The following is a 24,458-nucleotide window of genomic DNA, read 5'->3' as shown; positions in this document are numbered from 1 at the left end:
ACGGCGGGATTTTCGCGGACCTCTGTGCCCTGAGGTCCGTACGGGGAGGTGGCAAGTAGTGGAGCAGCTGACGCAGCACGACCCGAGGCGGATCGGCCCCTTCGAGGTGCTGGCACGGCTCGGGGCCGGCGGCATGGGGCTGGTCTATCTGGCCCGGTCGGCGTCCGGCCGGCGGGTGGCGATCAAGACCGTCCGTACGGAACTGGCCGAGGACCAGCTGTTCCGGGTGCGCTTCACGCGCGAGGTGGAGGCCGCGCGCGCCGTGAGCGGCTTCTACACGGCCGCCGTCGTCGACGCCGACCCGCGCGCCGCCGTGCCGTGGCTCGCCACCGCGTACGTGCCGGCCCCCTCGCTCGAAGAGATCGTGAACGAGTGCGGGCCGATGCCCACCCAGGCGGTGCGCTGGCTGGCGGCGGGCATCGCGGAGGCCCTGCAGTCCATCCACGGCGCGCAGCTCGTCCACCGCGACATGAAGCCGTCGAACGTGCTCGTCGTGGAGGACGGCCCCCGGGTCATCGACTTCGGCATCGCCTCCGGCGTCTCCAACACCCGGCTCACCATGACCAACGTGGCCGTCGGCACACCGGCGTACATGTCTCCGGAGCAGGCGCGGGACTCGCGGAGCGTGACGGGGGCCAGCGACATCTTCTCGCTCGGCTCGACGCTCGTGTTCGCGGCGACGGGCCATGCGCCGTACCGGGGGGCCAACCCGGTCGAGACGGTGTTCATGCTGCTGCGCGAGGGCCCCGACCTCTCCGGCCTGCCGGACGACCTGCGCCCGCTGATCGACTCCTGCATGCAGATGGACCCCTCGCTGCGGCCCAGCCCGGCCGATCTCCAGTCCCAGCTCGCCCCGCACCTCTTCGCCTCCGGCGGCGGTGACGACGACGGCGGCACGGCCTCCGCGTGGCTGCCGGCCGCCGCGACCGAGCTGATCGAGCGACGCCGGGGCGGTGGCCGCACCGCCCCGCCGGTCACGCCGCCCGCCCCGGAGCCGGCGCGTCCGGCCGCTTCCCGCGCCGAGCCGTCCCCCGCGCGCCCCGGTCGGCACCCTTCCGACGGCGGGCCGACCGCGCCCCACCAGCCGCCGGGCGCCGACTGGGACGGGCCCTGGCACAGCGGGGCCCCGGCCCGCCCGCCGGCCCCGCCCGCGCCGGTGCCCGACGCCGGGGGGCCGGTGCGGCTGACCGGCGCCCAGGTGCCGATCGGCCCCGGGCCCCGCGCCCAGGACGTCCGCGCCTCGGCCGCCGGTGCCGACGCCGGGCCCGCGACCGGCTGGGTCCGCCCGCCGGCCGGGGCCTCGGTCGCCGCCCCCGTACCGCCGCCCGCCCAGGCCCCCGACAGTGGGCAGTCCGGGCCCGCGCGGTGGCGGCCCTGGCGGTTCCGCATGTCCAACGACGTGTGGGGCACGCCGGTCGTCGTCGGTGACCTGCTCTACGTCACGTCCTTCGAGGTCCACGCGCTGGACACCGGCAACGGGCGGCGCCAGTTCAAGACCCGTGACGTCGCCTGGGCGATGGCCGTCGAGGGCGGCCGCATCCACGCGTCGGACGGCCCCTCCCTCTACGCCCTGGACGCCACCACCGGCGCCGAGCGGTGGCGCACGGGCACGGATGCCTGGGTGTACGCGCTCAAGGCCGACCGGGGCACGGTCGTCACCGCGACCCGGGGCGGCGGCATCCAGGCCTGGGAGGCCGCGACCGGCGAGAAGCTGTGGGACCTCACGGGCGCGCAGACGGACTTCGAGACGCCGGAGGGCGGGCCGGTCATCCACGACGGCACGGTCTACGTCTGGCAGGACGCCCGCCTCAAGGCCCTCGACGCCCGGACCGGCGCCGAGCGCTGGTCGTACCCCATCGGCGACGCGGCCTCCTGCGGCGGGGTCCCGGTCCGGGTCACCCCCGCGCCGGACGGCTATGTGTACGTCGCCGCCGGGACGCGGGTCCTCGCGGTGGACATCGGCTCCGGGCACGTGCGCTGGCACTTCGAGTGCCCGGCGGTCTTCCTGTCCCCGCCCGCCTTCGCCCCGGGCCCGGCCGTCACCGGCGGCGGGGTCTACCTCGCGGACTACCTCGGTACGGTGTACGCCCTGGACGCCGCGACCGGCAAGGACCGCTGGCGCATCGCCACGGAGGCCCGCCAGTCGACGGAACCGGTGCTCGTCGTCGCGGGCAACGTCCATGTGGGCAGCGGCAGCGCGCTCTACACCCTCGACGCGGTCACCGGCACCCCGAAGTGGCGGTTCGCCGCCGGCGGTGAGGTGGTCGGCGCCCCCGTCGTCGCCGACGGCCGCGTCCACTTCGGCTCCGCGGACCACGTCATGTACACCCTCGACGCCGCCGGCGGCCAGCTCCGCTGGAAGCTGGCCACGGGCGGCGAGATCACGGGCTCGCCCGTGGCCCAGGGGGGCGTGGTGTACGCGTGCAGCAAGGACCGCTGCGTGTACGCGCTGGACGCGCTGAAGGGCACCGGCACGGGCGCCCGCGCGCGGGCGTAGGCCCTCTCCGGCCGGCCCGGCGCGCCTCCCAGCCCGTCGGGCGCCCCTCCGGACCGGGCATCGCCAGCCCGTCCGGCGCTTGAGGACGGAACCGTGGCGCCGGTGTCGGGCGCGTGTGCGTGTGCGGACCGCCCACCTCCAGCCCGTCCGGCGTTTGAGGACGGAACCGTCGCTGGGGTGACCGGCGCCCATGGGTTCGGGCCCGCCCGACGACCGGTTCCGTCCTCAAACGCCGGACGGGCTGAAATGGGGCCGCCCCGGTCCAAGAGGCGCCGCTCCCAGCGGCAAGGGTTCCGTCCTCAATCGCCGGACGGGCTGGGATGTCCGCCGGACGGACGGGTCCCGGGAGCCCCCGGGGAGTCCGGGCGCGGGCCCGGGGAGTCCGGGGGCGGCCCCACGTAAGGGTCGTCGCCCTCCGGTTCCGGCCACGGGCTCGTCTGGACGGAGGGGCCCGGCTCCCGCGTCGGGGGCCACGTGTCCGGGTCCGAGGAGTCCGGCGCCGGGTACGGCCGCCCCCGGACGGCTCCTTCTCCAGGCAGGACGCGACGACGTCCCGCACCCCCTCTCCTCCCGCCCGATCGCCCCCGCAGTCGCCGCGACTTGGCAGGCGCACGGCATACTTGGCCGCCGGACCACGGGGGAGGCGCCGAGCGCATGGCGTACGGAACGGACGGGGCGGAGCTGCCCGAGAAGGTCGGCGGATACGCCGTGGAGCGGCAGTTGGGCGCCGGCGGCATGGGGGTCGTCTATCTGGCCCGGTCGCGGGGCGGGCGCGCGGTCGCCGTGAAGGTGGCGCGGTCCGAACTGGCCGCCGATCCGCACTTCCGGACGCGGTTCCGGGCCGAGGTCGAGGCGGCGCGGAGCGTCGGCGGGTTCCACACGGCGCCGGTGGTCGACGCGGACCCGGACGCGGCGGCCCCCTGGCTGGCGACGGCGTACATACCCGGGCCCACGCTCGCCGCGCTCGTCGAGGCCGAGGGACCGATGGACGAGACCCGGCTGCGGCAGCTGGGCGCCGCCCTCGCCGAGGCGCTGGCCGCCATCCACGGCTGCGGGCTCGTCCACCGGGACCTCAAGCCGGGCAACATCATCATGGCGTCGGACGGGCCGCGCGTCCTGGACTTCGGGATCGCGCGCGCCCTGGAGTCGACGCGGCTCACCGCGACCGGTGTGGCCTTCGGGACGCCGGGGTTCCTCGCCCCCGAACAGGCACAGGGCCTCGAAGTCGGCGGCCCGGCCGATGTGTTCGCCCTCGGAGCCGTGCTCGTCGCGGCGGCGGGCGGCAGCGCGTTCGGGGCCGGGACGCCCATGGGGCTGATGTATCGGTCCGTGCACGAGGCGCCGGACCTGGCAGCGGTGCCGGAGGGGGTGCGGGACGTCGTCGCGTCCTGCCTGGAGAAGGAGCCAGGCCGGCGCCCGACCCCGGACGCCCTGCTGGACCTGTTCGTGCCCGGGGCTCCGGCGTACGCCCCGACCGTGGCCGTCCCTCCGGAGCCCGCCGACGCGGCCCCGCCGCGGCACTCGCAGCCGGCCGCCGACGCGACCCCGCCGCCGCCCGCGTACCCGCCGGTCGCGCCGACCACTCCGTACCCGTCTCCGTATCCGCCGGCCGCCGCGGTCCCGAACCCGTACGCGGCTTCCCCGTACGGCCCTTCGCCGTACGCACCGGTCGCCGCCACCCCGAACCCGTACGCGCAGGGGCCGGGAGGCGGACCGTGGCAGCAGGCGCCGGCCGTGGCCGCCGGGGGCGGCGACGTCGACTTCGTGGGTCTGGGGACGGACAGCGCGCTGGTGATCGACGCGGTGGGGGTCGCGTTCCAGTCGGACGCCGGAGTCGACGCGCAGTTCACCTGGGACGAGATCGGCCGGGTCGAGTACGCGGTGGCGGGCCCCAAGCACCTCGGCGTCACCGTCCGCCTGCGCACGGGCGCCGTCCACACCTGGATGCTCACCGCCCGCAGGCGGTCCCGCCTGCGGGAATGGACACAGGACCTGCCGCTGATCCTGCAGTGCTACGCCTGACCCGGCACCATCCGGGGCGCCGGCCACCCGCTCGTATGCTCGGAACATGACCGATCCTCAAGCCGGACTCCCCACCACCAACTCCATGCGGCGTGCGCTCAGGCGTGCCCGTGACGGTGTCGCCCTCGACCGGGCGGAGGCCGCCGTGCTGCTCCGGGCACGCGGCGACGACCTGACGGATCTCGCCGCGTCCGCCGCCCGGGTGCGGGACGCGGGCCTGGAGGCGGCGGGGCGGCCGGGGGTCATCACGTACTCCCGGAAGGTCTTCATCCCGCTGACCCGGCTCTGCCGTGACAAGTGCCACTACTGCACCTTCGTCACCGTCCCCGGCAAGCTCCGCCGGGCCGGGCACGGCATGTTCCTGTCGCCGGACGAGGTGCTGGCCATCGCCCGCGAGGGCGCCGCGATGGGCTGCAAGGAGGCCCTGTTCACGCTGGGGGACCGGCCGGAGGACCGCTGGCCCGAGGCCCGGGAGTGGCTGGAGGCCGAGGGGTACGACGACACCCTCGCGTACGTACGCGCGATGGCGATCCGCGTCCTGGAGGAAACCGGGCTGCTGCCGCACCTCAACCCCGGGGTGATGAGCTGGACCGACCTCCAGCGCCTCAAGCCGGTCGCGCCCTCCATGGGCATGATGCTGGAGACCACCGCGACCCGGCTCTGGTCCGAGCCCGGCGGCCCCCACCACGGCTCCCCGGACAAGGAACCCGCCGTCCGGCTGCGCGTCCTGGAGGACGCCGGCCGGTCCAACGTGCCCTTCACCACCGGCATCCTCATCGGCATCGGCGAGTCGTACGAGGAGCGCGCCGACTCGCTCTTCGAGCTGCGCCGCACCGCCCGCGCCTACCACGGCGTCCAGGAAGTCATCGTCCAGAACTTCCGCGCCAAGCCCGACACCGCGATGCGCGGCATGCCGGACGCGGAGCTGGAGGAGCTGGCCGCCGCCATCGCCGTCGCCCGGCACATCCTCGGCCCGTCCGCCCGCATCCAGGCCCCGCCGAACCTCGTCGACGCGGAGTACGCCCTGCTCATCGGCGCAGGCATCGACGACTGGGGCGGGGTCTCGCCGCTCACCCCCGACCATGTGAACCCCGAGCGCCCCTGGCCGCACATCGACGAACTCGCCGCCCGCACCGCCGAGTCCGGCTTCGAGCTGCGCGAACGCCTCACCATCTACCCGGAGTTCATCCAGCGCGGCGAACCCTGGCTCGACCCGCGCCTGCTCCCGCACGTCCGGGCGCTCGCCGACCCGCAGACGGGCCTCGCCCGCGAGAGCGCGATCCCCGAGGGGCTGCCCTGGCAGGAGCCCGACGAGGGGTTCAACGCCTCCGGCCGCACCGACCTGCACCGCACCATCGACACCGAGGGCCGCACAGGCGACCGCCGCGACGACTTCGACGTGGTGTACGGGGACTGGGAGGCGCTGCGCGAGGCGGCGGCCCCCGGCATGGTGCCCTCCCGGATCGACGGGGACGTGCGCGCGGCGCTGAGCCAGGCGGCGGACGACCCGACGAAGCTCACCGACGACCAGGCGCTCGCCCTGCTGCACGCGGACGGCCCGGCCCTCGACGAGCTGTGCCGGATCGCGGACACCCTGCGCCGGGACGTGGTCGGCGACGACGTCACGTACATCGTCACGCGCAACATCAACTTCACCAACGTCTGCTACACCGGCTGCCGCTTCTGCGCCTTCGCCCAGCGCCGCACCGACGCCGACGCCTACACCCTCTCCCTGGACCAGGTCGCAGACCGGGCCGCGCAGGCCTGGGACGTCGGCGCGGTCGAGGTCTGCATGCAGGGCGGCATCCACCCGGACCTGCCCGGCACCGCCTACTTCGACATCGCCCGCGCGGTGAAGGAGCGGGTGCCCGGCATCCACGTCCACGCGTTCTCGCCGATGGAGGTCGTCAACGGGGCCACCCGCACCGGCCTGTCCATCCGCGACTGGCTGACCGCCGCGAAGGAGGCCGGTCTCGGCTCGATCCCCGGCACGGCCGCCGAGATCCTGGACGACGAGGTCCGCTGGGTCCTCACCAAGGGCAAACTGCCCACGGCGACCTGGCTGGAGGTCATCAGGACCGCCCACGAGGTGGGCCTGCGCTCCTCCTCGACCATGATGTACGGGCACGTCGACCAGCCCCGCCACTGGCTGGGCCACCTGCGCACCCTGGCCGCGCTCCAGCAGGAGACCGGCGGCTTCACGGAGTTCGTGACGCTGCCCTTCATCCACACCAACGCGCCCGTCTACCTCGCCGGCATCGCCCGCCCCGGCCCCACCGACCGAGACAACCGCGCCGTCACCGCGATGGCCCGCCTCCTCCTGCACCCCCACATCACCAACATCCAGACCAGCTGGGTCAAGCTCGGTACGGAGGGCGCCGCCGAGATGCTGCGCTCGGGCGCCAACGACCTGGGCGGCACCCTGATGGAGGAGACCATTTCCCGTATGGCCGGGTCGAGTTACGGTTCGTACCGTTCGGTGCGCGACCTGACCGCGATCGCGGAACTCGCCGGCCGGCCCGCGAAACCGCGCACCACCCTGTACGGGGAGGTCCCCGAGGAGCGGATCGCGGCGGCCGGCGCGTCGGACGGGCACCTGCCGGAGCTGCTTCCGCTGCTGCCGGACCGACCGACCCCGCCCGCCCCGCCGGGCCGACCGGAGAGGACCCCTCGATGACCAGACGGCTCGGCGTCGCGCTGCTCCCGTCCCCCGACCACACCCGCACCGCGATCCGGCTCCAGCGGGACCTGCCCGGGGCGGGCGACCCGCTGCGGCCCGTCCTCACCGAGGACGGGAACCTGCCTCATCTGACCCTGTTCCAGGGCTGGTTGGACGATGCCCTGGAACCCGGTCCGGCACTGGGGCGCATAGCGGCCTCGATGAGCCTGCCCGCCGCGATGACCCTGACCTCCGCCGGAATCGTCCACCAGCCCACCGGCTGGATATTCATGTCGGTCGAGCGGACCGCGCTCCTGCACAAGCTCCAGGAGACCGTGACCAACCTGCTCGAACCCCATCTCGACCGGGCGGCGTTCGACATCGCGCAGGACATGTCGCGGTTCACGGACGCCGAGCGCGCGAGCTACGCCCGGTACGGATACCGCTACACCGGCGAGGCCTACACCCCGCACCTCACCCTCGGCCGCACGGACGAGGACACGGCGCTCGCCCTCGTACGCTCCGCGTCCACGCACCCCGGCATACCCGCCGCGTGGACGTTCGACCGGCTCAGCTTCTATGTGATGGGCGAGCACGGCGCCCACGCCGAGAAACTGCACGAGCTGCCGCTGGCCGCCGCCGGGTGAACGCGGTCCCGCAGACCATTCGGACCAAAAGGCAGGGGATCGCGTGTACGCATGGCGGATCGTTCTCTGGGGCGCCGGAATCGCATGCCTCGCGGTGTCCGTACTGCTCCTCCGCTCGGCCGTCGCCCCATGGCTGCTGGCACTCTGCTTCGTGCTGGCCTTCGTGTTCCCGCTGGCAGGCGAGGTGTACGGGAACGTGCGCGGCCTGCGCGAGAAGCGGGAGCGGTACATCCGGACGTTCGGGTCGGTCGACGCGCTGCGGCAGTCCGTCGACAGCCGGGGACTCCGCTGGATGCGCGACGAGAAGGGCCCGATGAAGGCCGTGCGCGAGCTCAGACGCCGGCACCCGGGCATGCCGCTCGACCTGGCGGTGATGCTGGTCAAGGAGCTCTAGAGCCCTAGCGTCAGCCGAACGCGTCGTGGTCGGCCAGCACCGCGTCGACCACGCGCAGTTCGTTCGCCGCGCGCGCCGGGTCCCCGCCCGCGTCCCCCGTCAGATTCAGCAGCGCCTTCCACAGCGCCCAGCCCCGCGCCCGCGCCCATGTCCCGGCGTCCTGGCGGACCGCGTCCCGGAACGCCTGCCGGCTCTCCCCGTCGAACATCCCCCAGGCGATCACCAGATCGCAGGCCGGGTCGCCCACCCCCGAGGTCCCGAAGTCGATGACGGCCGCCAGCTCGCCGTCCCGGACCAGCAGGTTGCCGGAGGCGATGTCGCCGTGGAACCACACCGGCGCCCCGCGCCACTCGGCGGCGAGGGCGGCCTCCCAGACCGCCAGCGCCCCGCCCGTGTCGACGCGCTCCTCCAGGGCGGCCAGACAGCGCCGGGTCTCCCCGTCGTAGTACGCGGGCGAGGCACCCCGGTACCAGCTGTGCGCACCCGCCTCCGGGCCGCCCGCCGGATCGCAGCGCTGGAGGGCCCGTACGAAGCCGGCCACCGCGACCGCGAAGCCCGGCAGGTCGTCGATGCGCCCGCGCGCCGCCGTCTCACCGGGGAGCCAGCGCCGCACCGACCAGGGAAAGGGATAGCCCTCGCCCGGCGCGCCCAGGGCCAGCACCGGCGGGACGGGGACGGGCAGAGAGGGAGCCAGGCGCGGCAGCCAGTGGTGCTCCTTCTCCACGGCGGGCACGTAGCCGGCGGCGGTGGGCAGCCGGACCGTCATGGCGTCGCCGAGGCGGTACGTCCGGTTGTCCCAGCCGTCGATCTCGACGGGGACCACGGGCAGGCCGCTCCACCGCGGGAACTGGGCGTCGATCAGCCGCTCCACGAGCGCGGCGTCGATGCCCGCGCGGCCGTCCGGATGTGCGTGGGGGTGGGATGAGGGCATCGGGCGATCATCGTCCCCGGGGGGCGCGTGCCGCAACGGAATTCGGTGCGCCTCGGAGCCGTACAAAACGTTCCGCCCTCCTGGAGGCCGCACCCGTTCGATTACAGTGCTGCGCAGTTACCGCACAGTCGCACAGGGGAACGAAACCACGGCATACGGGAGTGGCGCGGTGAGCACAGGGATCTTGGCCGTCTGGGGCCGTGCCGAGCAGCAGGACTTCCGCAGCCGGGTACGCGGCACCCTCCTCGGCGGCGCCATGGGTGACGCCCTCGGCGCCGGTGTCGACACCCTCACCCTGGAGGAGATCCGCGCCGCCCACGGGCCAGACGCCGTCACCGGCTTCGTCCCCGCCCACGGCGCGCGCGGCACCGTCACCGCCGCCACCCAGCTCACCCTGTTCACCGTCGACGGTCTGATCCGCGCCCAGGTCCGCCGCGACACCGGCGCCTGGCACCCGCCCACTGACGTCCACCGCGCCCATCTGCGCTGGGCCGCGACCCAGCGCGACTGGGGGCCCGACGAGCGCCGCAAGGACAACGGCTGGCTCGCCGGGCAGGAATGGCTCTACGCCCGCCGCGCCCCCACCCGGGAATGCCTCAACGGCCTCGGCGACGACATCATGGGCACCCTGGACCGCCCCAAGCACCCCGCCGCGCACGACGCCGCCGCCCTCACCCGCTCCGCACCCTTCGGACTGCTCGTCGGCTGGGAACCGCAGCTGGTGCTTCAGCTCGCCGTCGAGTGCGCCGCGCACACCCACGGCCACCCCACCGCCCTGCTCTCCGCCGGTGCCTTCGCCGTCCTCGTGCACGGACTGGCGCGCGGCGAGACCCTGGACGGCTCCGTGCAGCACGCGCTCGGGCTCCTCGCGGAACGCCCCGGCCACGAACCCGTCAGCGAGGCGCTGCGCCGGGCCCTCGGCACCGTGCGCCAGGGCATCCCGGGGCCCGCGCTCATCGAGTCCCTGGGCGCCACCGACTCCGCCGACGAGGTGCTGGCGGTGGCGGTGTACTGCGCGCTGGTCGGGGAGGACGTGCGGCACGGGCTGCGGCTGGCCGTGAACCACGGCGGGCCTTCGTCGGCGACCGGGGCGCTGTGCGGGGCGCTGCTGGGCGCGATGCACGGCGAGACCGCGCTGCCGCCGGCCTGGCTCGCCGAGCTGGAGGGGCGGGCCACCCTCCTCGAACTCGCCGACGACTTCGCCATGGAGATGACTCAGGGGCCCGCCCTGCACAGCCCGGCCACCGCGGCCCCGGGCTGGCTGGCCCGCTACCCGCGCTGACCCTTCGTGCCGTCGGTGGCGGCCGTGACGTCCTCCGGGCCGCCCTGCGCCGGGACGACGGCCGCCCCGGCCGCCCCGGGGCCGTCGCCGTCGGCGTTGATCTGCTCGATGAGCGCGTCCCGTTCCGGGGTGTCCTCCGGGCGTACGAGGCCGATCACGATGTAGAGCACCAGCGAGACCGCCAGCGGCAGCGCCACCTGGTACTGGAGCGCCACGCCCTCCTTCACGGAGCCGTCGAGGTCGTAGTTGGTGAAGTAGAACGCCAGCAGACCCGCCGCCCAGCTGGTGAGCGCCGCCGTCGGCCCCGACCTGCGGAAGGTACGCAGCAGCCCCAGCATGAACGGGATCGCGATCGGGCCCATGAGCCCGGCGACCCACTTGATGACGACGGAGATGATGTCCTTGAACGTCGGCGAGTTGATCTGCGTCGCCAGCGCCATGGACAGTCCGAGGAAGCCCAGCGTGGACAGGCGCGCGGCCAGCAGACCGGCTCGGCTGCTCCACTCGCGGGCGGCCTTGGAGAACACCGGCGCGATGTCCCGGGTGAAGACGGCCGCGATGGCGTTGGCGTCGGAGGAGCACATGGCCATCGTGTGCGAGAAGAACCCGACGACGACCAGGCCCAGCAGCCCGTGCGGCAGCAGCTGTTCGGTCATCAGCGCGTAGCTGTCGGAGGCGTCCGGCTTCTGCGCGTCGACGAGCAGCGGGGCGCACCACATCGGGAAGAACAGGACCGTCGGCCACACCAGCCACAGGAGGGCGGAGAGCCGTGCCGAACGGGTCGCGGAGGCGGCGGAGTCCGTGGCCATGTACCGCTGGGCCTGGTTCCACATACCGCCGTTGTACTCGAAGGTCTTGATGAACAGGAACGCCAGCAGGAACGTCACGGTGTACGGACCGGCCGTCGGCTGCGCGTGGCCCTCGGGCAGCTTGTCCCAGACCGTCCACAGGGTGCTGAAGCCGTCCAGCTCGCGCATGACGGTGATGAGCATCGCGAGTCCGGCGAGCAACTGGATGACGAACTGGCCCAGTTCGGTGAGCGCGTCCGCCCACAGGCCGCCGACCGTGCAGTAGACGGCCGTGATGATCCCGGTGATGAAGATGCCCTGGGTGAGGGAGATCCCGGTGAAGACGGACAACAGGGTGGCGATGGCCGCCCACTTGGCCCCGACGTCCACGATCTTCAGCAGCAGCCCGGACCAGGCCAGCGCCTGCTGGGTGGGCACGTTGTAGCGGTTCTTCAGGTATTCCAGCGGGGAGGCCACATGCAGCCGCGAGCGCAGCCGGTTGAGCCGGGGCGCGAACAGCTTCGCCCCGATGCCGATGCCGATCGCGATCGGCAGCGACCACGTCACGAAGGACGTGACGCCGTACTGGTACGCGATGCCGGCGTAGCCCGTGAACATCACGGCGCTGTACCCCGACATGTGGTGCGAGATGCCGGACAGCCACCACGGCATCCGGCCGCCTGCCGTGAAGAAGTCGCTGACGTTGTCCACACGCTTGTGGGACCAGAGCCCGATCGCGATCATCACGCCGAAGTAGCCGATGAGCACGACCCAGTCGAGACTGTTCATGTGTCCCCTCCGGGGATCCGCCTTATGAACGGGGTACGCACTTCGCCAGTACGGCCGCTCAGCGGCGCCCCGTGCGGGAGCGGGGACTTCGGGGATTGAACCGTCTGTCCGGGGCCCCGGTCAAGGACCCATCCGGTCAGAGATGTGAACGCAGATCAGCAAGCCGAACGATTTTACTCGTTCTTGACCCGTGGAAGCGTTGTCGTGAACGTGACGACGGCCACACGATGAGCGGGCGCTTCGCCAGGCTGAGAGTGCAGGGAAGCACGAAGAAGACCGCACGGGATGCGGGTCCCGTGCGGTCGAGAAGGAGGGGAACTGCCAGAGAATCCGGCCCGGAAAAGGCGAAAGCCCTCTCGGCCAGGACGGCGGGCCGGTCGAGAGGGCTGTGGTGGTGCGGGCGGTGCGTCGGTCGGTAAGCGGGCCATCGGTCAGGCGTCTGCGACGCCCCTGGCGACCTCACGCACGAACGCGGTCCACGTCCCGGAGGCGAAGGTGACCGACGGCCCCTCGTGCGCCTTGGAGTCGCGCACGTCGATCGCCTGCGTGAGCGGGGACCGTACTTCTACGCAGGCACCGGTGCCCGAATGCGAGGACTTCGTCCAGTTGGTGGTGGCACCTTGACGAATAGCCATGTCTACTCCGGTTCCAGAGATCTGTGTGGGGTGTGCCAGTGATGCTCCGGCTGGCTTGATCGAAGGTACTCGGCCAGCTCGCGGCCCGAAGTAGGCGTTCACTCGAACGGATGGAAATGCGGCCCGAGTCTTCAGTGACAAGAGAGCGGCGGTGTAACCTCCGCCCTCTTGCTCGTCGCATCGCTGGATTCCCTTACGTGGCACCCCTGTTCCCGGACGGGGATCCGGAATCACTCCATGGTGCGTCGGGTGTGCTCCTTGGCGATTCCGGCGATGAACGCGCGACTCTGCTCCACATTCAGCGACTGGGCGCGCAGGTGCTCGTACATGACGCTGTACCTCTGGACGTCATTCGCTTTCTCCAGATAGAGATCACTGGTGACGCCCTCGATGTAGACCACGCTCGAATCCGCCGCGTCCGGGAATTCCAGAATCGCGTACTGTCCGCTGACGCCCGGGTGTGCGCCCATGTCGAACGGCATGACCTGCACGGTCACATGCGGTAGGTGGGACAGCTCCACCAGGTGCTCCAACTGCTCGATCATCACCTGCTTGCCTCCGACCAGCCGGCGCAGCGCGGACTCGTCGATCACCACCCAGAGCCGCAGCGGCTGGTCCGGGTCGGAGATCCGCTGCTGGCGCCGCGCGCGAACGCTCGCCTGCTTGTCGATGTCGGACTGCGGTACCTCCGGAAGCGCCCCGCTGATGACCGCCTCGGCGTAGGCCCGGGTCTGCAGCAGCCCGGGGATGACCTGGGGCTCGTAGGCCCGCAGCGACGCCGCGTCGGTCTCCAGGCCGATGTACACGCTGTACGGGATGTCCCCGAACGCGTGCCACCAGCCCTGCTGGCGCGAGTCCTTGGCCATCTGCATCAGCGAGTCGACCACCCGGTGGTCCTCGACCTCGTACACCCCGCACAGATCGCGCACGTCGCGCTGGCTGATGGAGCGGCGGCCGTTCTCCAGGCGGCTGATCTTCGACTGCGAGACCAGCAGCCGCTCCGCCACCTCCTCGGCCGTCATGCCCTTGACTTCGCGCAGTCGGCGCAATTCCTGACCCAACCTGCGGCGCCTGACGGTGGGATTGACGTTGGACGGCACGGAAACGGCACCTCCGGCTATGTAGCTGTGCGTATCTACTGCTGAGCAGATTGCCACCCCTGGCCCCGGCCGCGCTGGGAAACGGCTACACGCAGCGGCGCGGGGCAGTCGGTGGTATCGACTGCCCCGCGCCTCTGGTGCGGCTCCCGAACCGGGTCTGGGGGACGACGGTGCGGCGTTGTGCGGTTGTTGACGCGATGGTGCGCGTGGTGCGGGTGATGCGTGGGGTGTGCGCGGTGCGGACCTAGTGGGCCGCGGTGTGCGCCATGCTGCCGCCGCGTGACGGCGACTGCACTTGCGGTTGCAACGGAACGCCGGCCGCCTGACCGCGACGCGGCTGTGCGACCGCCCCGTTCTGGACGTCCATCACGGCGTGCGCCACGAGACCGCCCATCGGGTCGTGCCTGATCAGGTCCCGGAGCCGGGAGCGCGATGAACGCCCCTCGTTCCCGGGGTACAGGTGCTTGCCGAGTCCGACCGCGTGGGCCAGTGCGGCGAGCGCCGCGGTCCGCGGGTCCGGCGGTACGCCGGTGCGGATCGCACTGTCCAGCCGGGCCCTGATGTCCCGGCTGATCGCCGTGTCCGTCGCCTGGTAGCGAGTCGTCGGCAGCACTCCGCACATCTGGCCCGCGACGGCATGCACCATGCCGCACCGCTCCAGATGAGCGAGGTAAATCTGGCGGAGCCCCAGCCGGGGTCCGCCGATCCAGTGGACGGCCCGTACCGGACTGCCGCGCCTGCGCAGCAGTTCCAGTGCGGAGTCCAGGGTCGGATCTCCTGTCGGCCGTGGCATCACCACGGCGATACGATCCCCGTCAGGGGCTATCCGTCCTGCCAGGGCCAGCTCTACTAGCTGGGCTCCGGCGAGGCCGAGGTCGAGCGACTGCGGCTGCGCTGTGGTACCCGTGGTCGGGTCCAGAGCGAGCAGCAGAAGCTCCTCCGGAATTGTTCTGCGGCTCCTGCCCATCCATGCCTCCCCGCGTGGATGAATGACAGGGTGACCCCTCTCACATCTTCCTGTCGAGGGTGCCTGGGGGCTTTGTACGGGAACCAGTAGGTATGTCGTTCTCGTCTAGCAGCCCGGCCAAGGGTTCACACGGGACACTGGTAGATGGTTCGGACAGCGCGGGTGGTTCCCCGCGCCGCATGGAGGAGGCATCGGTGGCGGGCGAGTCCCCCGACAAGTCGGAGCAGCAGCAGTCGTCGGGAACGACTCGGAACGGGCGCGATCCGCGACTCGACGTCTTCCGCGAACCCGCGCCCGGGGGTGCCGGCGAGAAGGACGAGCCCACGTCCGGCGGTGCCGGGGAGGTGGCCCCCGGCTCGGAGCGCGGTGCGCGCACGGACGCGGCTGCGGAGCGGGGCGGCGCCGAGAGCGCTCTGAAGCCCGCTGAGGCGCCGGAGGAGGCCCCGGACGGCCCGGAGGCCGCCCAGGACGCTCCGGAGGCCGCGACGGCGGGCGGTGCGCCCGAGGCCGTGGAGCCGGATGCGGATGCGGATGCGGATGCCGAGGCCGGCGAGCCCGAGGCCGAGGTCGCCGCGTCGGAGGCCGGCGAGGAGCCCCGGGCCGAGGAGCCCGAGCCCAACGCTGCCGACGAGCCCGAGGCCGCGAAGTCCGAGGCCGAGGTTGCCGCGCCCGAGGCCGGCGACGAGCCCCGGACCGGCGAACCCGAGACCGGCGACGAGCCGGAGGAGGGCGACGCGCGCCTCCGGGCGGCGGTGGCCGCCTGGGTGTCGAAGGCCGACGACGCTGACGGCGGCGCCGATGACCAGGGCGAATCCCCGGAGGAGCAGCCCCGCGTACCCCGGTCCCGCGAGGAGGAGCAGTCCTCCGAACCGGACGAGAAGCCGGCCACCGAGCCCGCCGCGAGGCCGGAAGCGGACGCGAAGTCCGAGCCGTCCGAGAAGCCGAAGCCGGACGCCGCGGCGAAGTCCGAGTCCTCGGCCGAGGCAAAGGCCGGTGCCGAGGAGAAGCCCGCCGCCGAGGCGAAGGCGTCGGCCGCCGACGGGGAGAAGCCCGCCGCCGGCGAGGACGCACCCGCCGTCGGCGAGGACACGTCCGCCGCCGGCGACGACGGGCCTGCCGAGGCGAAGAAGCCGGCTGCGGCCGAGGCGAAGGAGCCCGCCCCCGACGGGGAGAAGCCCGCCGCAGGCGAGGACGCACCCGCCGACAACGACGGGCCTGCCGCCCAGGCGAGCCCCCCGGCCGCCGACAACGACGGGCCCGCCGCCGAGGGCAAGAAGCCCGCCGCCGAGGCGGACGCGCCCGTCGATCAGCCCACCGCCGTCTTCAAGGCGCCCCGGCTGCCCAAGGTCGATCAGCCGACCACCGCGCTGAAGATCACCCGGTCCCCTTCGGGCCGGCCGGTCACCGCCGAGGTCGAGTCGCCGGCCGAGCGCACCAGCCGGTTCGTACCGCTGCGCTCCGACGACGTACGGTCGGCGCCCGCGCCGCGCAAGCCCGAGAGCCCCGCGCCGGAGCCCGGCGCCCGGCCCGCCCCCGCGCAGTCCGCGGCGCTCAGCGGTGCCGAGCGGACCCGGCAGCAGCCGATGCCGCCCAAGCCGCCGCTCGACCTGCTCGCCGAGCTGACGAACACCCCGCCGCCGCCGGAGACCCCGGTCCGCACGGCCGTGCGCAGGGTCAAGATCTGGACACCGCTGGTCCTCCTCCTGCTCATCGTGTTTGCGATCGTGCAGATGGTGCGCCCGCTGCCGGACCCCTCGCTGACGATGACCGCGAAGTCGACGTACAGCTTCGACGGCGACGCCCCGAAGCTGCCGTGGCCCGACCAGGGCCAGGGCTACATGGCGGCCACCGGCCTCGGCAAGGTCGACTCGTTCGGCGAGCAGAAGCCGGTGCCGATCGCGAGCGTGGCCAAGGCGATGACCGCGTACCTCGTGCTCAAGAGCCACCCGCTCAAGCGCGGCGAGAACGGCCCGGACATCAAGATCGACGCCAAGGCGGAGGCGGACGGCAAGCTCTACACCGAGGGCGAGTCCACGCTGAGCACGGTGAAGGAGGGCGACGTCCTCACCGAACGCGACGCCCTGGCCGCGATCATGATCCCCTCGGCCAACAACATCGCCCGGCTGCTCGCCCGCTGGGAGGCCGGCTCGGAGAAGGCGTTCGTCGCGAAGATGAACGCCACCGCCGACGAGCTGGGCATGAAGAACACCACGTACACCGACCCCTCCGGGCTCACCGCCTCCACGGTCAGCACGGCCGAGGACCTGGTGAAGCTCGGCGAGAAGCTCGTCGAGTTCCCGGCGCTGATGGACATCACCAAGCTGCCGGAGTGGAAGGACCCCAAGGGTCACAAGTGGCGCAACTACAACACGCTCGTCCCGTACGACGGCGCCCTCGGCATCAAGACCGGTTCCACCTCCAAGGCGGGCGGCAACCTGCTCTTCGCCGCGCACAAGATGATCGACGGCACGGACCAGCTCATCGTCGGCGCGATCCTCGGCCAGTACGACAAGCTCTCGATCATCGACGAGGTCAACCGGGTCAGCAAGAAGGTGATGCTGGCCACCCAGGACCTGCTGGAGGGCGCCAAGGTCGTCCGGAAGGGCGATGTGGTCGGCCAGGTCGACGACGGCATGGGTCACACCACGCCCGTCGTCGCTACGAAGGACGTCAAGGCGGTCGGCTGGTCCGGTCTCACGGTCAAGCTGGAACTGACCGACGACGGGAAGACGATCCCGCACGAGGCGGTGGCCGGTACGCACGTCGGCACGCTGACCGTGGGTGAGGGCCGCAGCCAGGTGAAGGTGGCGGTCGCGCTCCGGAGCGACCTGGCGAAGCCGTCGGTCAGCGACAAGCTGACCCGCCTCGGCTGACCCGGGGCGCGGGGCGCCCGGAAGGGCAATCCGCACCTCCCCACCGGGGGCCGGACGGCCTTCCCGTACGCCGGGAGTCGCCGCGTGTTAGCGTCCCGGGGGCAACGCGTGGACCCCGGAACGCGTCTTTCGGCCCATGAGACCCGAGCAGGAGAGCCGGCCGAAACCACGCGTCCGGGGAGGGACGGGGAGAGACGCAGTGACCACTGCCGAGCCGACACGGGCGGACGACGACGCCGTCGCCGCGGACCCCGCGCAGGCGGAGACGGAACCGGCGGACGGCGGACCCGCCCCGCGCTCCCCGGGGGCGGCCCGTCTCGACGAGCTCAAGCAGCGGTGCCTGCGCCACCCGGTCCTGCTGACGACCGCGGTCGCCGCGGTCGTCCACATCCTGTGGTTCCTCTTCTTCGCCAACAGCGGCGGCGACATCGCGGCACAGGACGCCTGGGCCGAGTTCGTCGGCCGCCACCCGGGCACGGCGTACAACCTCGCCTGGTACGGGGGCATGCACCCCGTCTCGTACAGCGTGGTCTCGCCGTACCTCATGTCGCTGCTCGGTGTGCGGACGACGATGATGATCGCCGGCACCGTCTCGGCCGGGCTGACCTCGCTGATCCTGTACCGGGTGAAGGCGGTCCGCAATCCGCTGGCCTGCTCGATGGCGGGCGTCTTCGCCTACCTGTGCAACGCGCTGTCGGGCCGGGTGACGTTCGGGCTCGGCATGATGTTCGCGGTCGGCGCCGCGGCGGCGGTCTTCTGCTGGCCGTACCGCTGGCGCTACAAGCGCTGGGCCAAGGCCGCGGTCGCCGCCCCCCTCGCGGGTCTCGCGACGGCCGGCAGTCCGGTCGCGGGCCTCTTCCTCGGGGTGGTCGCCGCCGCGCTGTTCCTGAACAAGCGGCGGCCGGGCGCGTACGCGCTGGGGCTCGCCCCGGTCGTGGTGGTCGCGCTGTCCGCGTGGCTGTTCCCGTTCTCCGGCACGCAGCCGATGTCGGTCGCGACGCTCTCGGGGCCGTTCATCTTCTCGTGGGTCGTCTTCTTCCTCGTACCGCGCGACTGGAAGACGGTCCGCATGGCATCGGCCGTGTACGGGACCGGGACGCTGCTGACGTACGTCGTCGACTCGCAGATCGGCTCAAACGTCTCGCGGATGGCGATGCTGTTCGCCGGCGTCGTCCTGCTGGCCGCGCTGCCGTACACCGCGCCCCGCTCCCGCAAGTGGTACGCGGTGGTCATCGCGTTCGTCTCGCTGAACGCCTGGATCGGCTTCAAGGGCGTCGACGACATCGTCAGGACCGCCCCCACCGCATCCTGGACGCGTTCGCTGGCGCCCCTGGTCAACCAGCTCCAGAAGGTCGGCGCCGAGCGCGGCCGGGTCGAGGTCGTCCCCCCGAGCAGCCACCGCGAGGCCTCCGCGCTCCCGCGCTCCGTCAACCTGGCCCGCGGCTGGAACCGCCAGGCCGACATGAAGCGCAACCCCCTCTTCTACGACGACACCCTGGACGCCATCAACTACCGCCAGTGGCTCGACCGCTGGGCGGTGCACTACGTGGTGCTGCCGCAGGGCGACCCCGACTCCAGCGGGGCGCGCCAGGAGGCGGAACTGGTCGGCCAGGGGCTGCCGTACCTGAAGGCGATCTGGTCCAACGCCGACTGGCGGCTCTTCGAGGTCGACAGCCCCGTCCCGCTCGCCGACCCGCCCGCGACGGTGCGGCGCGCGGACGAGGGCGAGCTGACCATCGACGTGAAGAAGGCGGGCCGGGTCCTGATCCGCATCCCGTACTCGCCCTGGCTCGCCCTCGTCGACGAGGACGGCAAGGGCCTGGAGCGCCCCCAGGAGACCGAGGCGTCCAAGGACCGCGAGGACAAGGACACCCCGAGGTCCTTCGTCAACGAGAACGGCTGCCTGATCAAGGTGGACGCAGACGAGGACGGCGACGAGTGGACGGAACTCCTGGCCCCGCGCCCCGGCACCTACCGCGTGGGCGCCCCCTACCAGCTCCCGCCCGGCACGCCCTGCCCGGACGAGCTGCGATGACGGACGCCGTACGCGCTTCCTGGCGCAACACCACGCACGACTGGGCGGCCGGGACGGACCACGCCCACCTGGACGCGATCCGCTCGGCCCCGCAGACGTACGCCCCCGGCGGTGTACGCCACCTGGTCCTCGAAGTCCTCGCCTACGCGGCGGACGAGGCGGAGTGCACCGGCGGCGGCCATGCCCGCGTCACGCTGCACGCGGACGGCTCGGTCTCCGTCACGGACGACGGCCGGGGCACCGACACCCGCCTCGACGCGGCGGGCCGGCCGGTGAAGAAGCCGGTCATGGCCACGAAGGACCTGCGCTTCTTCGACGCCCCCGACGCCCCGGCCCTCCCCGACGGCCACCCGCGCCGGGGCATGTCCGTGGTCGCCGCGCTCAGCGACTGGCTCGTCCACACCAACCGCCGCGCCGGCGGCTCCTGGACCCAGCGCTACGAGCACGGCGTCCCGGTGACGGACCTGACCCCGGTCCCGGACGACGGCACCACGGGCACCCGGGTCCACTTCCGCCCCGCGGCCGGGCTCGCCGGGGCGACGGAGGCCGGGCTCGCGCAGTGGCCGCCGCACCTCACGGTCGAGGTGACCCGCTGACGAGGGCGCCCCGCGCCTCCTCCAGCGCCTCCCGCACCGCCGCCCACGGGAACGGCCCGGCCTGATCCGCGGCCACGACCCGGACGCCCCACGCCCGCAGGGTCTCCACGGCGGGCGCGAACACCGGGTGGCCGGCGAGCCTGCTGTTCGTCCACGGCACGACGACCACCGGGGCCCCGCCCCCGATCGCGTCGGCGGTCACCGAGAGGGCCAGCGTGTCCGCGATGCCCGCGGCGAGCTTCACGACCGTGTTGTACGTGGCGGGCGCGACGACGACCGCGTCCGCCTGCGGCAGCCCCACCGGGTCGTCCGGGTCGAACGCACCGTGCACGCCCTGCCCCGACGCGGCCTCGGCACGCCCGACGTCCAGGAACAGGCCCCCGACAGGGGTGGGGACGACATAGGGAACCCACCCGGCGTCCCGCAACTCGGCGGCGAACGCGGGCAGATCACCGGTGGGCCGTGACCCGCAGCCGACGAGGTGGACGACCGGACGCTCAGACATGGGTGGCTCCCTTGCGAGGGGATTCGGCTGCCGCGCCCCCGAAGAGCCGCAGCACCTGATCGGTGAACGAGACGGCGGACCCGCCCCGGTTGTCGACGAGCAGATGGGGCCCGGCGGGCCGCAGGTCCGGGTCGAGCCCGGCGGCGTACGCGTCCCAGTGGCCGAGCTTCCACCGGTCGCGGGCGGCGGCGCGGAAGGTGATGTGCTCGTGCATGGTCTCCGGGTCGCTGTGCACCCAGGCGACGGACACGTCCGTCCCGTGCGCCGCGCACTGCTCGGCCAGCCGCTCCAGCCACCCCGGATCGGTCACCTCGGCGACGAAGGGCGCGGACAGCACGGCGCTCGCCCCGGCCTCCGCACAGGCGTCGGCCGCCGCCATGAGGCACGCGTACTCCTGCGGACGGACCTGCTCGCGGTAGAACACGGAATGCCGGTCGTCGGGCTCGCACCCCGCCGCCGCGAGCAGGCGCTCGACCAGGGGCCGGGCGAGGGGGTCCTTGTCCAGCACGGGCCACCCGGTCATCCGGCTCACGAAGCGCGCGAACTCCGACTTGCCGCTCCCGGCGTACCCGCACACGAGCAGCAGGGTGGGCCGGGCCTCGTCGGCGGCCCCGGCGCGACGCGCGCTCCAGGCGGAGGCGATGCGGCGGCACACGTCCTGGGCGGCGGTGCCGGTGAGCGGGCCCGGACTCCTTTCCAGGGCTGCCCGGAGATCGGCGTGCCACGTCCCCGTGAGGGCCGGCAGCGGAACGGCCCCGGCGGCCTCCCCGGGCAACGCGTCACGGAACCCGAGCCCGGATTCCGTACGGCCGAGGGCCAGGCAGTAGGCGCGCCGGAAGCCGGGGGCCGGGTACGCCTCACCCGTCTCGTGCCGCCGGATCTCCCGCTCGGCCGCCTCCGGCCCCGTCAGGCCGAGGGCCCGGACCGCCTCCCGTAACAGGCCACCGGTCTCGGAGACGGTCAGCCCCCGAGCCTCCCGCACCTCCCGCAGCCGTTCAGGGCGCCATCCACCGTGACGTATCCCCATGCCTGTTCCCTCCCTCTCCTCGCAGGCCACCCGGGGGTGGCATGCGCATGCTTGCGGCCTGTGGATCATCCTCCCCGCGACCGGTCCCGGAGGGAGCGTTTCGCCTCTCTTTTCCCGGCCGCTGTGACGGCGGTCTCGCCTGCGGTGACGTGGGGATACGGACCGGATGCCGACGGCGGGCCGGGCGCCCGTGATGTGATTGGACACCCCTCTTTTGACTCGGTTAGATTCTTCGAATGGCGAATCTGGAAGAATTGCTGCACCAGCGGCTGGCCCCCGCGTTCGAAGCCGTAGCCGGCGCCCCCGTCGACCCGGTCATCCGACGATCCCAGCACGCGCACTTCCAGTCCGACGCCGCCCTCGCCCTCGTGCGCAAGATCGGCGGGAACCCCCGTGAGATCGCCGCCCGGGTCGTGGAGGCCGCCCAGCTCGACGACCTGTGCTCGACGGTCGAGATCTCCGGCCCCGGCTTCATCAACCTGACCCTCTCGGACGAGGTCCTCGCCCGGCTCCTCGCCGACACCGCCGGCGACGAGCGGCTCGCCGTACCGCAGGCGAAGGACCCGGAGAAGATCGTCGTCGACTACTCCGCGCCGAACGCGGCGAAGGAGATGCACGTCGGACACCTCCGTTCGACGATCATCGGTGACGCCGCCGTGCGCCTGCTGGAGTGGCAGGGCAACACCGTCATGCGGATGAACCACATCGGTGAGTGGGGCACGCCCTTCGGCATGCTCGTGGAGCACCTCCTCGACATCGGTGAGAGCGAGGCGGCCCACGAGCTGTCCGTCGGCGACCTGAACGGCTTCTACCGGGCCGCCCGTGTGAAGTTCGACGCGGACGAGACCTTCAAGGACCGCGCCCGCAAGCGCGTCGTGCTGCTCCAGAGCGGCGACGAGGTCACGCTGCGCCTCTGGCAGACCCTCGTCGACGAGTCCAAGAAGTACTTCCTGACCGTCTACGGCATGCTCGGCGTACGGCTCACCGAGGACGACTTCTTCGGCGAGAGCTACTACAACGACCAGCTCCAGTCGGTCGTGGACGAGCTCGACGAGATCGGCCTGCTCCGCGAGAGCGAGGGCGCCCAGTGCGTCTTCCCCGACGGCTACACCAACCGCAACGGCGACCCGCTGCCCATCATCGTCAAGAAGGGCGACGGAGGCTTCGGCTACGGCGCCACCGACCTGGCGACCATCCGGCACCGCCTGCGGAACCTGGATGCGACCCGGCTGCTGTACGTCGTCGGCCTGCCGCAGCGCCAGCACCTCGGGATGATCTACGACGTGGCCAAGGACGCGGGCTGGCTCGCCCCGCCGGCCCGCGCCGAGCACGTCGGCCACGGATCGATCCTCGGGGACGACGGCAAGATGCTCCGCACCCGTGCGGGCGTCTCCGTGAAGCTCGTCGACCTGCTCGAAGAGGCGGTCGTACGGGCCTCCGCGGTCATCGCCGAGAAGAACCCGCAACTGGACGAGAAGACCCGCGCCGAGGTCGCGAGACAGGTCGGCATCGGGGCGGTCAAGTACGCCGACCTGTCGACGGACCGTCTCAAGGACTACGTCTTCGACTACGACCGCATGCTGTCGTTCGAGGGCAACACCGCGCCCTACCTGCAGTACGCGCGTGCCCGCATCTGCTCGATCTTCCGGAAGGCCGGCGTCGAACAGCCGCTGACGGGTGTCGACAAGCTGGTCATCACGGAGCCTGCCGAGCGGGCACTGGCCCTGGAACTCCTGCAGTTCGACAGCCTCATCTCCGAGGTCGCCGAAACGCTGGAGTTCCACAAGCTCGCCAACTACCTCTACGGCCTGGCCAGCGCCTTCACCAGCTTCTACGAGAAGTGCCCGGTGCTGCGCTCCGAGGGCGACGTCAAGCAGAGCCGGCTGGTCCTGTGCGACATCACCGCCCGGACGCTCGAACTGGGCCTCGGCCTCCTCGGCATCGAGACGCCCGACCAGATGTGACCGGCTGTGCCTCCCCGCCACCGAGGTGGCGGGGAGGTCACGCCCCGGCCGTCAGGTCGTACACCACGAAGTCCGTCACCGGCCGGTAGCCGATGCGCTGATAGAGGCCGTTGCTGATGGGGTTGGCGAGGTCCGCGAAGAGCAGCACCTCCTCCGCGCCCTGCGCGAGCGCGGCGAGACTCGCCTCGACGGTCGCCGCACCCGCGTAACCGCGCCCCCGCAGGCCGTCCGGCGTGTAGACGGGCGCCACCCGGATCTGCCCGGCGACCAGGGGCGTCAGCCCAGCCATCGAGACGGGCACCCCGTCGGGCGTCTCCCAGAGGGTGATGCTGCGGCCGGCGATCCGCCTGTCGGCCCATGCACCGGGGTCGTGGAAACCGCCCCCGCCGATGTCCCGCACGAACCCCGCGTACCACCGCATGAGCAGCTCCCGGTCCCCCTCCCCGGCGACCCGGCCACGCCCCTCCGGCGCCGGCTCCGGCCGCTGGAGCTCCCCGAGCCGGTAGAGCCGCGTCCGCTCGTGCAGCCGTGGCTCCACCCCCGTACGCACCCGCCACGCCTCCGCGAACGCGGCGGAGGTCCCCCTGTCCGCGTTGACCCCGGGAACGTCGTCCCCGATGCTCTCCAGGTGAGCGGCGAGCGCCCCGGCCTCCTCCGGCGTGAGCGGCGTGACGGCCATCCGATAGGGCGGCGTCCGAAAGTACGCCGCCCTATCGGATGGCCGTCACGCCGCTCACGCCGGAGGAG

The 24,458-nt window shown here is 72.7% G+C and carries 17 protein-coding genes and 1 pseudogene; 10 read left to right on the top strand and 8 right to left on the bottom strand.

Annotated features, from left to right (window positions below; all coding sequences use genetic code 11):
- Positions 1-58: 58 nt before the first annotated feature.
- The 5 genes from EAO73_RS31050 (at position 59) to EAO73_RS31025 (ending at position 8,219) form a co-directional block, all read left to right on the top strand.
- Positions 59-2,497, top strand: coding sequence for a PQQ-binding-like beta-propeller repeat protein (locus tag EAO73_RS31050; protein ID WP_147974840.1), 2,439 nt, complete (start codon positions 59-61; stop codon positions 2,495-2,497).
- A 654-nt stretch (positions 2,498-3,151) separates the two neighbouring features.
- Positions 3,152-4,519 carry a serine/threonine-protein kinase gene (locus tag EAO73_RS31040; protein WP_147974839.1) on the top strand — a complete coding sequence of 456 codons (1,368 nt, stop codon included), beginning with the start codon at positions 3,152-3,154 and terminating at the stop codon, positions 4,517-4,519.
- A 46-nt stretch (positions 4,520-4,565) separates the two neighbouring features.
- Positions 4,566-7,196 carry a bifunctional FO biosynthesis protein CofGH gene (locus tag EAO73_RS31035; RefSeq protein WP_147974838.1) on the top strand — a complete coding sequence of 877 codons (2,631 nt, stop codon included), beginning with the start codon at positions 4,566-4,568 and terminating at the stop codon, positions 7,194-7,196.
- A complete protein-coding gene (locus tag EAO73_RS31030) occupies positions 7,193-7,825 on the top strand; it encodes a 2'-5' RNA ligase family protein (protein WP_147974837.1) in 633 nt (210 codons plus the stop codon). Before EAO73_RS31035 ends, EAO73_RS31030 begins: the two co-directional genes overlap by 4 nt.
- Before the next feature lie 43 nt (positions 7,826-7,868).
- Positions 7,869-8,219, top strand: a complete 351-nt coding sequence (locus EAO73_RS31025; RefSeq protein ID WP_147974836.1) for a hypothetical protein — start codon at positions 7,869-7,871, stop codon at positions 8,217-8,219.
- A gap of 10 nt (positions 8,220-8,229) precedes the next feature.
- Here EAO73_RS31025 and EAO73_RS31020 read toward each other — a convergent pair whose 3' ends face one another.
- Entirely contained in the window at positions 8,230-9,150 is a 921-nt protein-coding gene (locus EAO73_RS31020) for an aminoglycoside phosphotransferase family protein (protein ID WP_147974835.1), read from the bottom strand.
- A gap of 169 nt (positions 9,151-9,319) precedes the next feature.
- Between EAO73_RS31020 and EAO73_RS31015 the strand changes: the two genes are divergently transcribed.
- Positions 9,320-10,432: an ADP-ribosylglycohydrolase family protein gene (locus EAO73_RS31015; RefSeq protein ID WP_147974834.1), complete on the top strand. Its 1,113-nt coding sequence runs from the start codon at positions 9,320-9,322 to the stop codon at positions 10,430-10,432.
- On the opposite strand, the gene EAO73_RS31010 is transcribed toward EAO73_RS31015, so the two are convergent.
- The 4 genes from EAO73_RS31010 to EAO73_RS30995 form a co-directional block, all read right to left on the bottom strand.
- Entirely contained in the window at positions 10,420-12,009 is a 1,590-nt protein-coding gene (locus tag EAO73_RS31010; RefSeq protein WP_147974833.1) for a sodium:solute symporter family protein, read from the bottom strand. The genes EAO73_RS31015 and EAO73_RS31010 overlap by 13 nt on opposite strands.
- A gap of 431 nt (positions 12,010-12,440) precedes the next feature.
- Positions 12,441-12,644 carry a DUF397 domain-containing protein gene (locus EAO73_RS31005; RefSeq protein WP_147974832.1) on the bottom strand — a complete coding sequence of 68 codons (204 nt, stop codon included), beginning with the start codon at positions 12,642-12,644 and terminating at the stop codon, positions 12,441-12,443.
- A 230-nt stretch (positions 12,645-12,874) separates the two neighbouring features.
- The gene (locus EAO73_RS31000; RefSeq protein WP_147974831.1) at positions 12,875-13,744 is read right to left on the bottom strand and encodes a helix-turn-helix domain-containing protein; all 870 of its coding nucleotides are present in this window, start codon (positions 13,742-13,744) and stop codon (positions 12,875-12,877) included.
- A 244-nt stretch (positions 13,745-13,988) separates the two neighbouring features.
- A complete protein-coding gene (locus EAO73_RS30995; RefSeq protein ID WP_147974830.1) occupies positions 13,989-14,711 on the bottom strand; it encodes a GOLPH3/VPS74 family protein in 723 nt (240 codons plus the stop codon).
- Between the two features lie 179 nt (positions 14,712-14,890).
- Here EAO73_RS30995 and EAO73_RS30990 point away from each other — a divergent pair, with 179 nt between their 5' ends.
- From EAO73_RS30990 to EAO73_RS30980, 3 genes are all read left to right on the top strand, one after another.
- On the top strand, positions 14,891-17,584 hold the full coding sequence (locus EAO73_RS30990; protein WP_224756525.1) for a D-alanyl-D-alanine carboxypeptidase: 2,694 nt from the start codon (positions 14,891-14,893) through the stop codon (positions 17,582-17,584).
- Positions 17,585-17,783: 199 nt separating this feature from the next.
- On the top strand, positions 17,784-19,619 hold the full coding sequence (locus tag EAO73_RS30985; RefSeq protein ID WP_147974829.1) for an MFS transporter: 1,836 nt from the start codon (positions 17,784-17,786) through the stop codon (positions 19,617-19,619).
- Positions 19,616-20,215, top strand: coding sequence for an ATP-binding protein (locus EAO73_RS30980; protein WP_147974828.1), 600 nt, complete (start codon positions 19,616-19,618; stop codon positions 20,213-20,215). Before EAO73_RS30985 ends, EAO73_RS30980 begins: the two co-directional genes overlap by 4 nt.
- On the opposite strand, the gene EAO73_RS30975 is transcribed toward EAO73_RS30980, so the two are convergent.
- Together EAO73_RS30975 and EAO73_RS30970 are read right to left on the bottom strand one after the other, a co-directional pair.
- A complete protein-coding gene (locus tag EAO73_RS30975) occupies positions 20,193-20,720 on the bottom strand; it encodes a flavoprotein (protein WP_147974827.1) in 528 nt (175 codons plus the stop codon). The two genes, EAO73_RS30980 and EAO73_RS30975, sit on opposite strands and share 23 nt — an antisense overlap.
- The gene (locus tag EAO73_RS30970) at positions 20,713-21,747 is read right to left on the bottom strand and encodes an AAA family ATPase (protein WP_147974826.1); all 1,035 of its coding nucleotides are present in this window, start codon (positions 21,745-21,747) and stop codon (positions 20,713-20,715) included. Before EAO73_RS30970 ends, EAO73_RS30975 begins: the two co-directional genes overlap by 8 nt.
- Positions 21,748-21,983: 236 nt before the next feature.
- Here EAO73_RS30970 and argS point away from each other — a divergent pair, with 236 nt between their 5' ends.
- Complete coding sequence (argS, locus tag EAO73_RS30965; protein WP_147974825.1) at positions 21,984-23,711, top strand: arginine--tRNA ligase; 1,728 nt, start codon at positions 21,984-21,986, stop codon at positions 23,709-23,711.
- Between the two features lie 37 nt (positions 23,712-23,748).
- Here the strand turns inward: argS and EAO73_RS30960 are convergent.
- Positions 23,749-24,423 (bottom strand): annotated as a pseudogene (locus EAO73_RS30960) (GNAT family N-acetyltransferase); the annotation flags it as partial.
- Between the last annotated feature and the right edge of the window lie 35 nt (positions 24,424-24,458).

The organism is Streptomyces sp. col6 (assembly GCF_008042035.1).
Lineage (GTDB): Bacteria > Actinomycetota > Actinomycetes > Streptomycetales > Streptomycetaceae > Streptomyces.
Note: the sequence above shows the minus strand (reverse complement) of the source record. Positions and strands in the feature narration are given on the sequence as shown.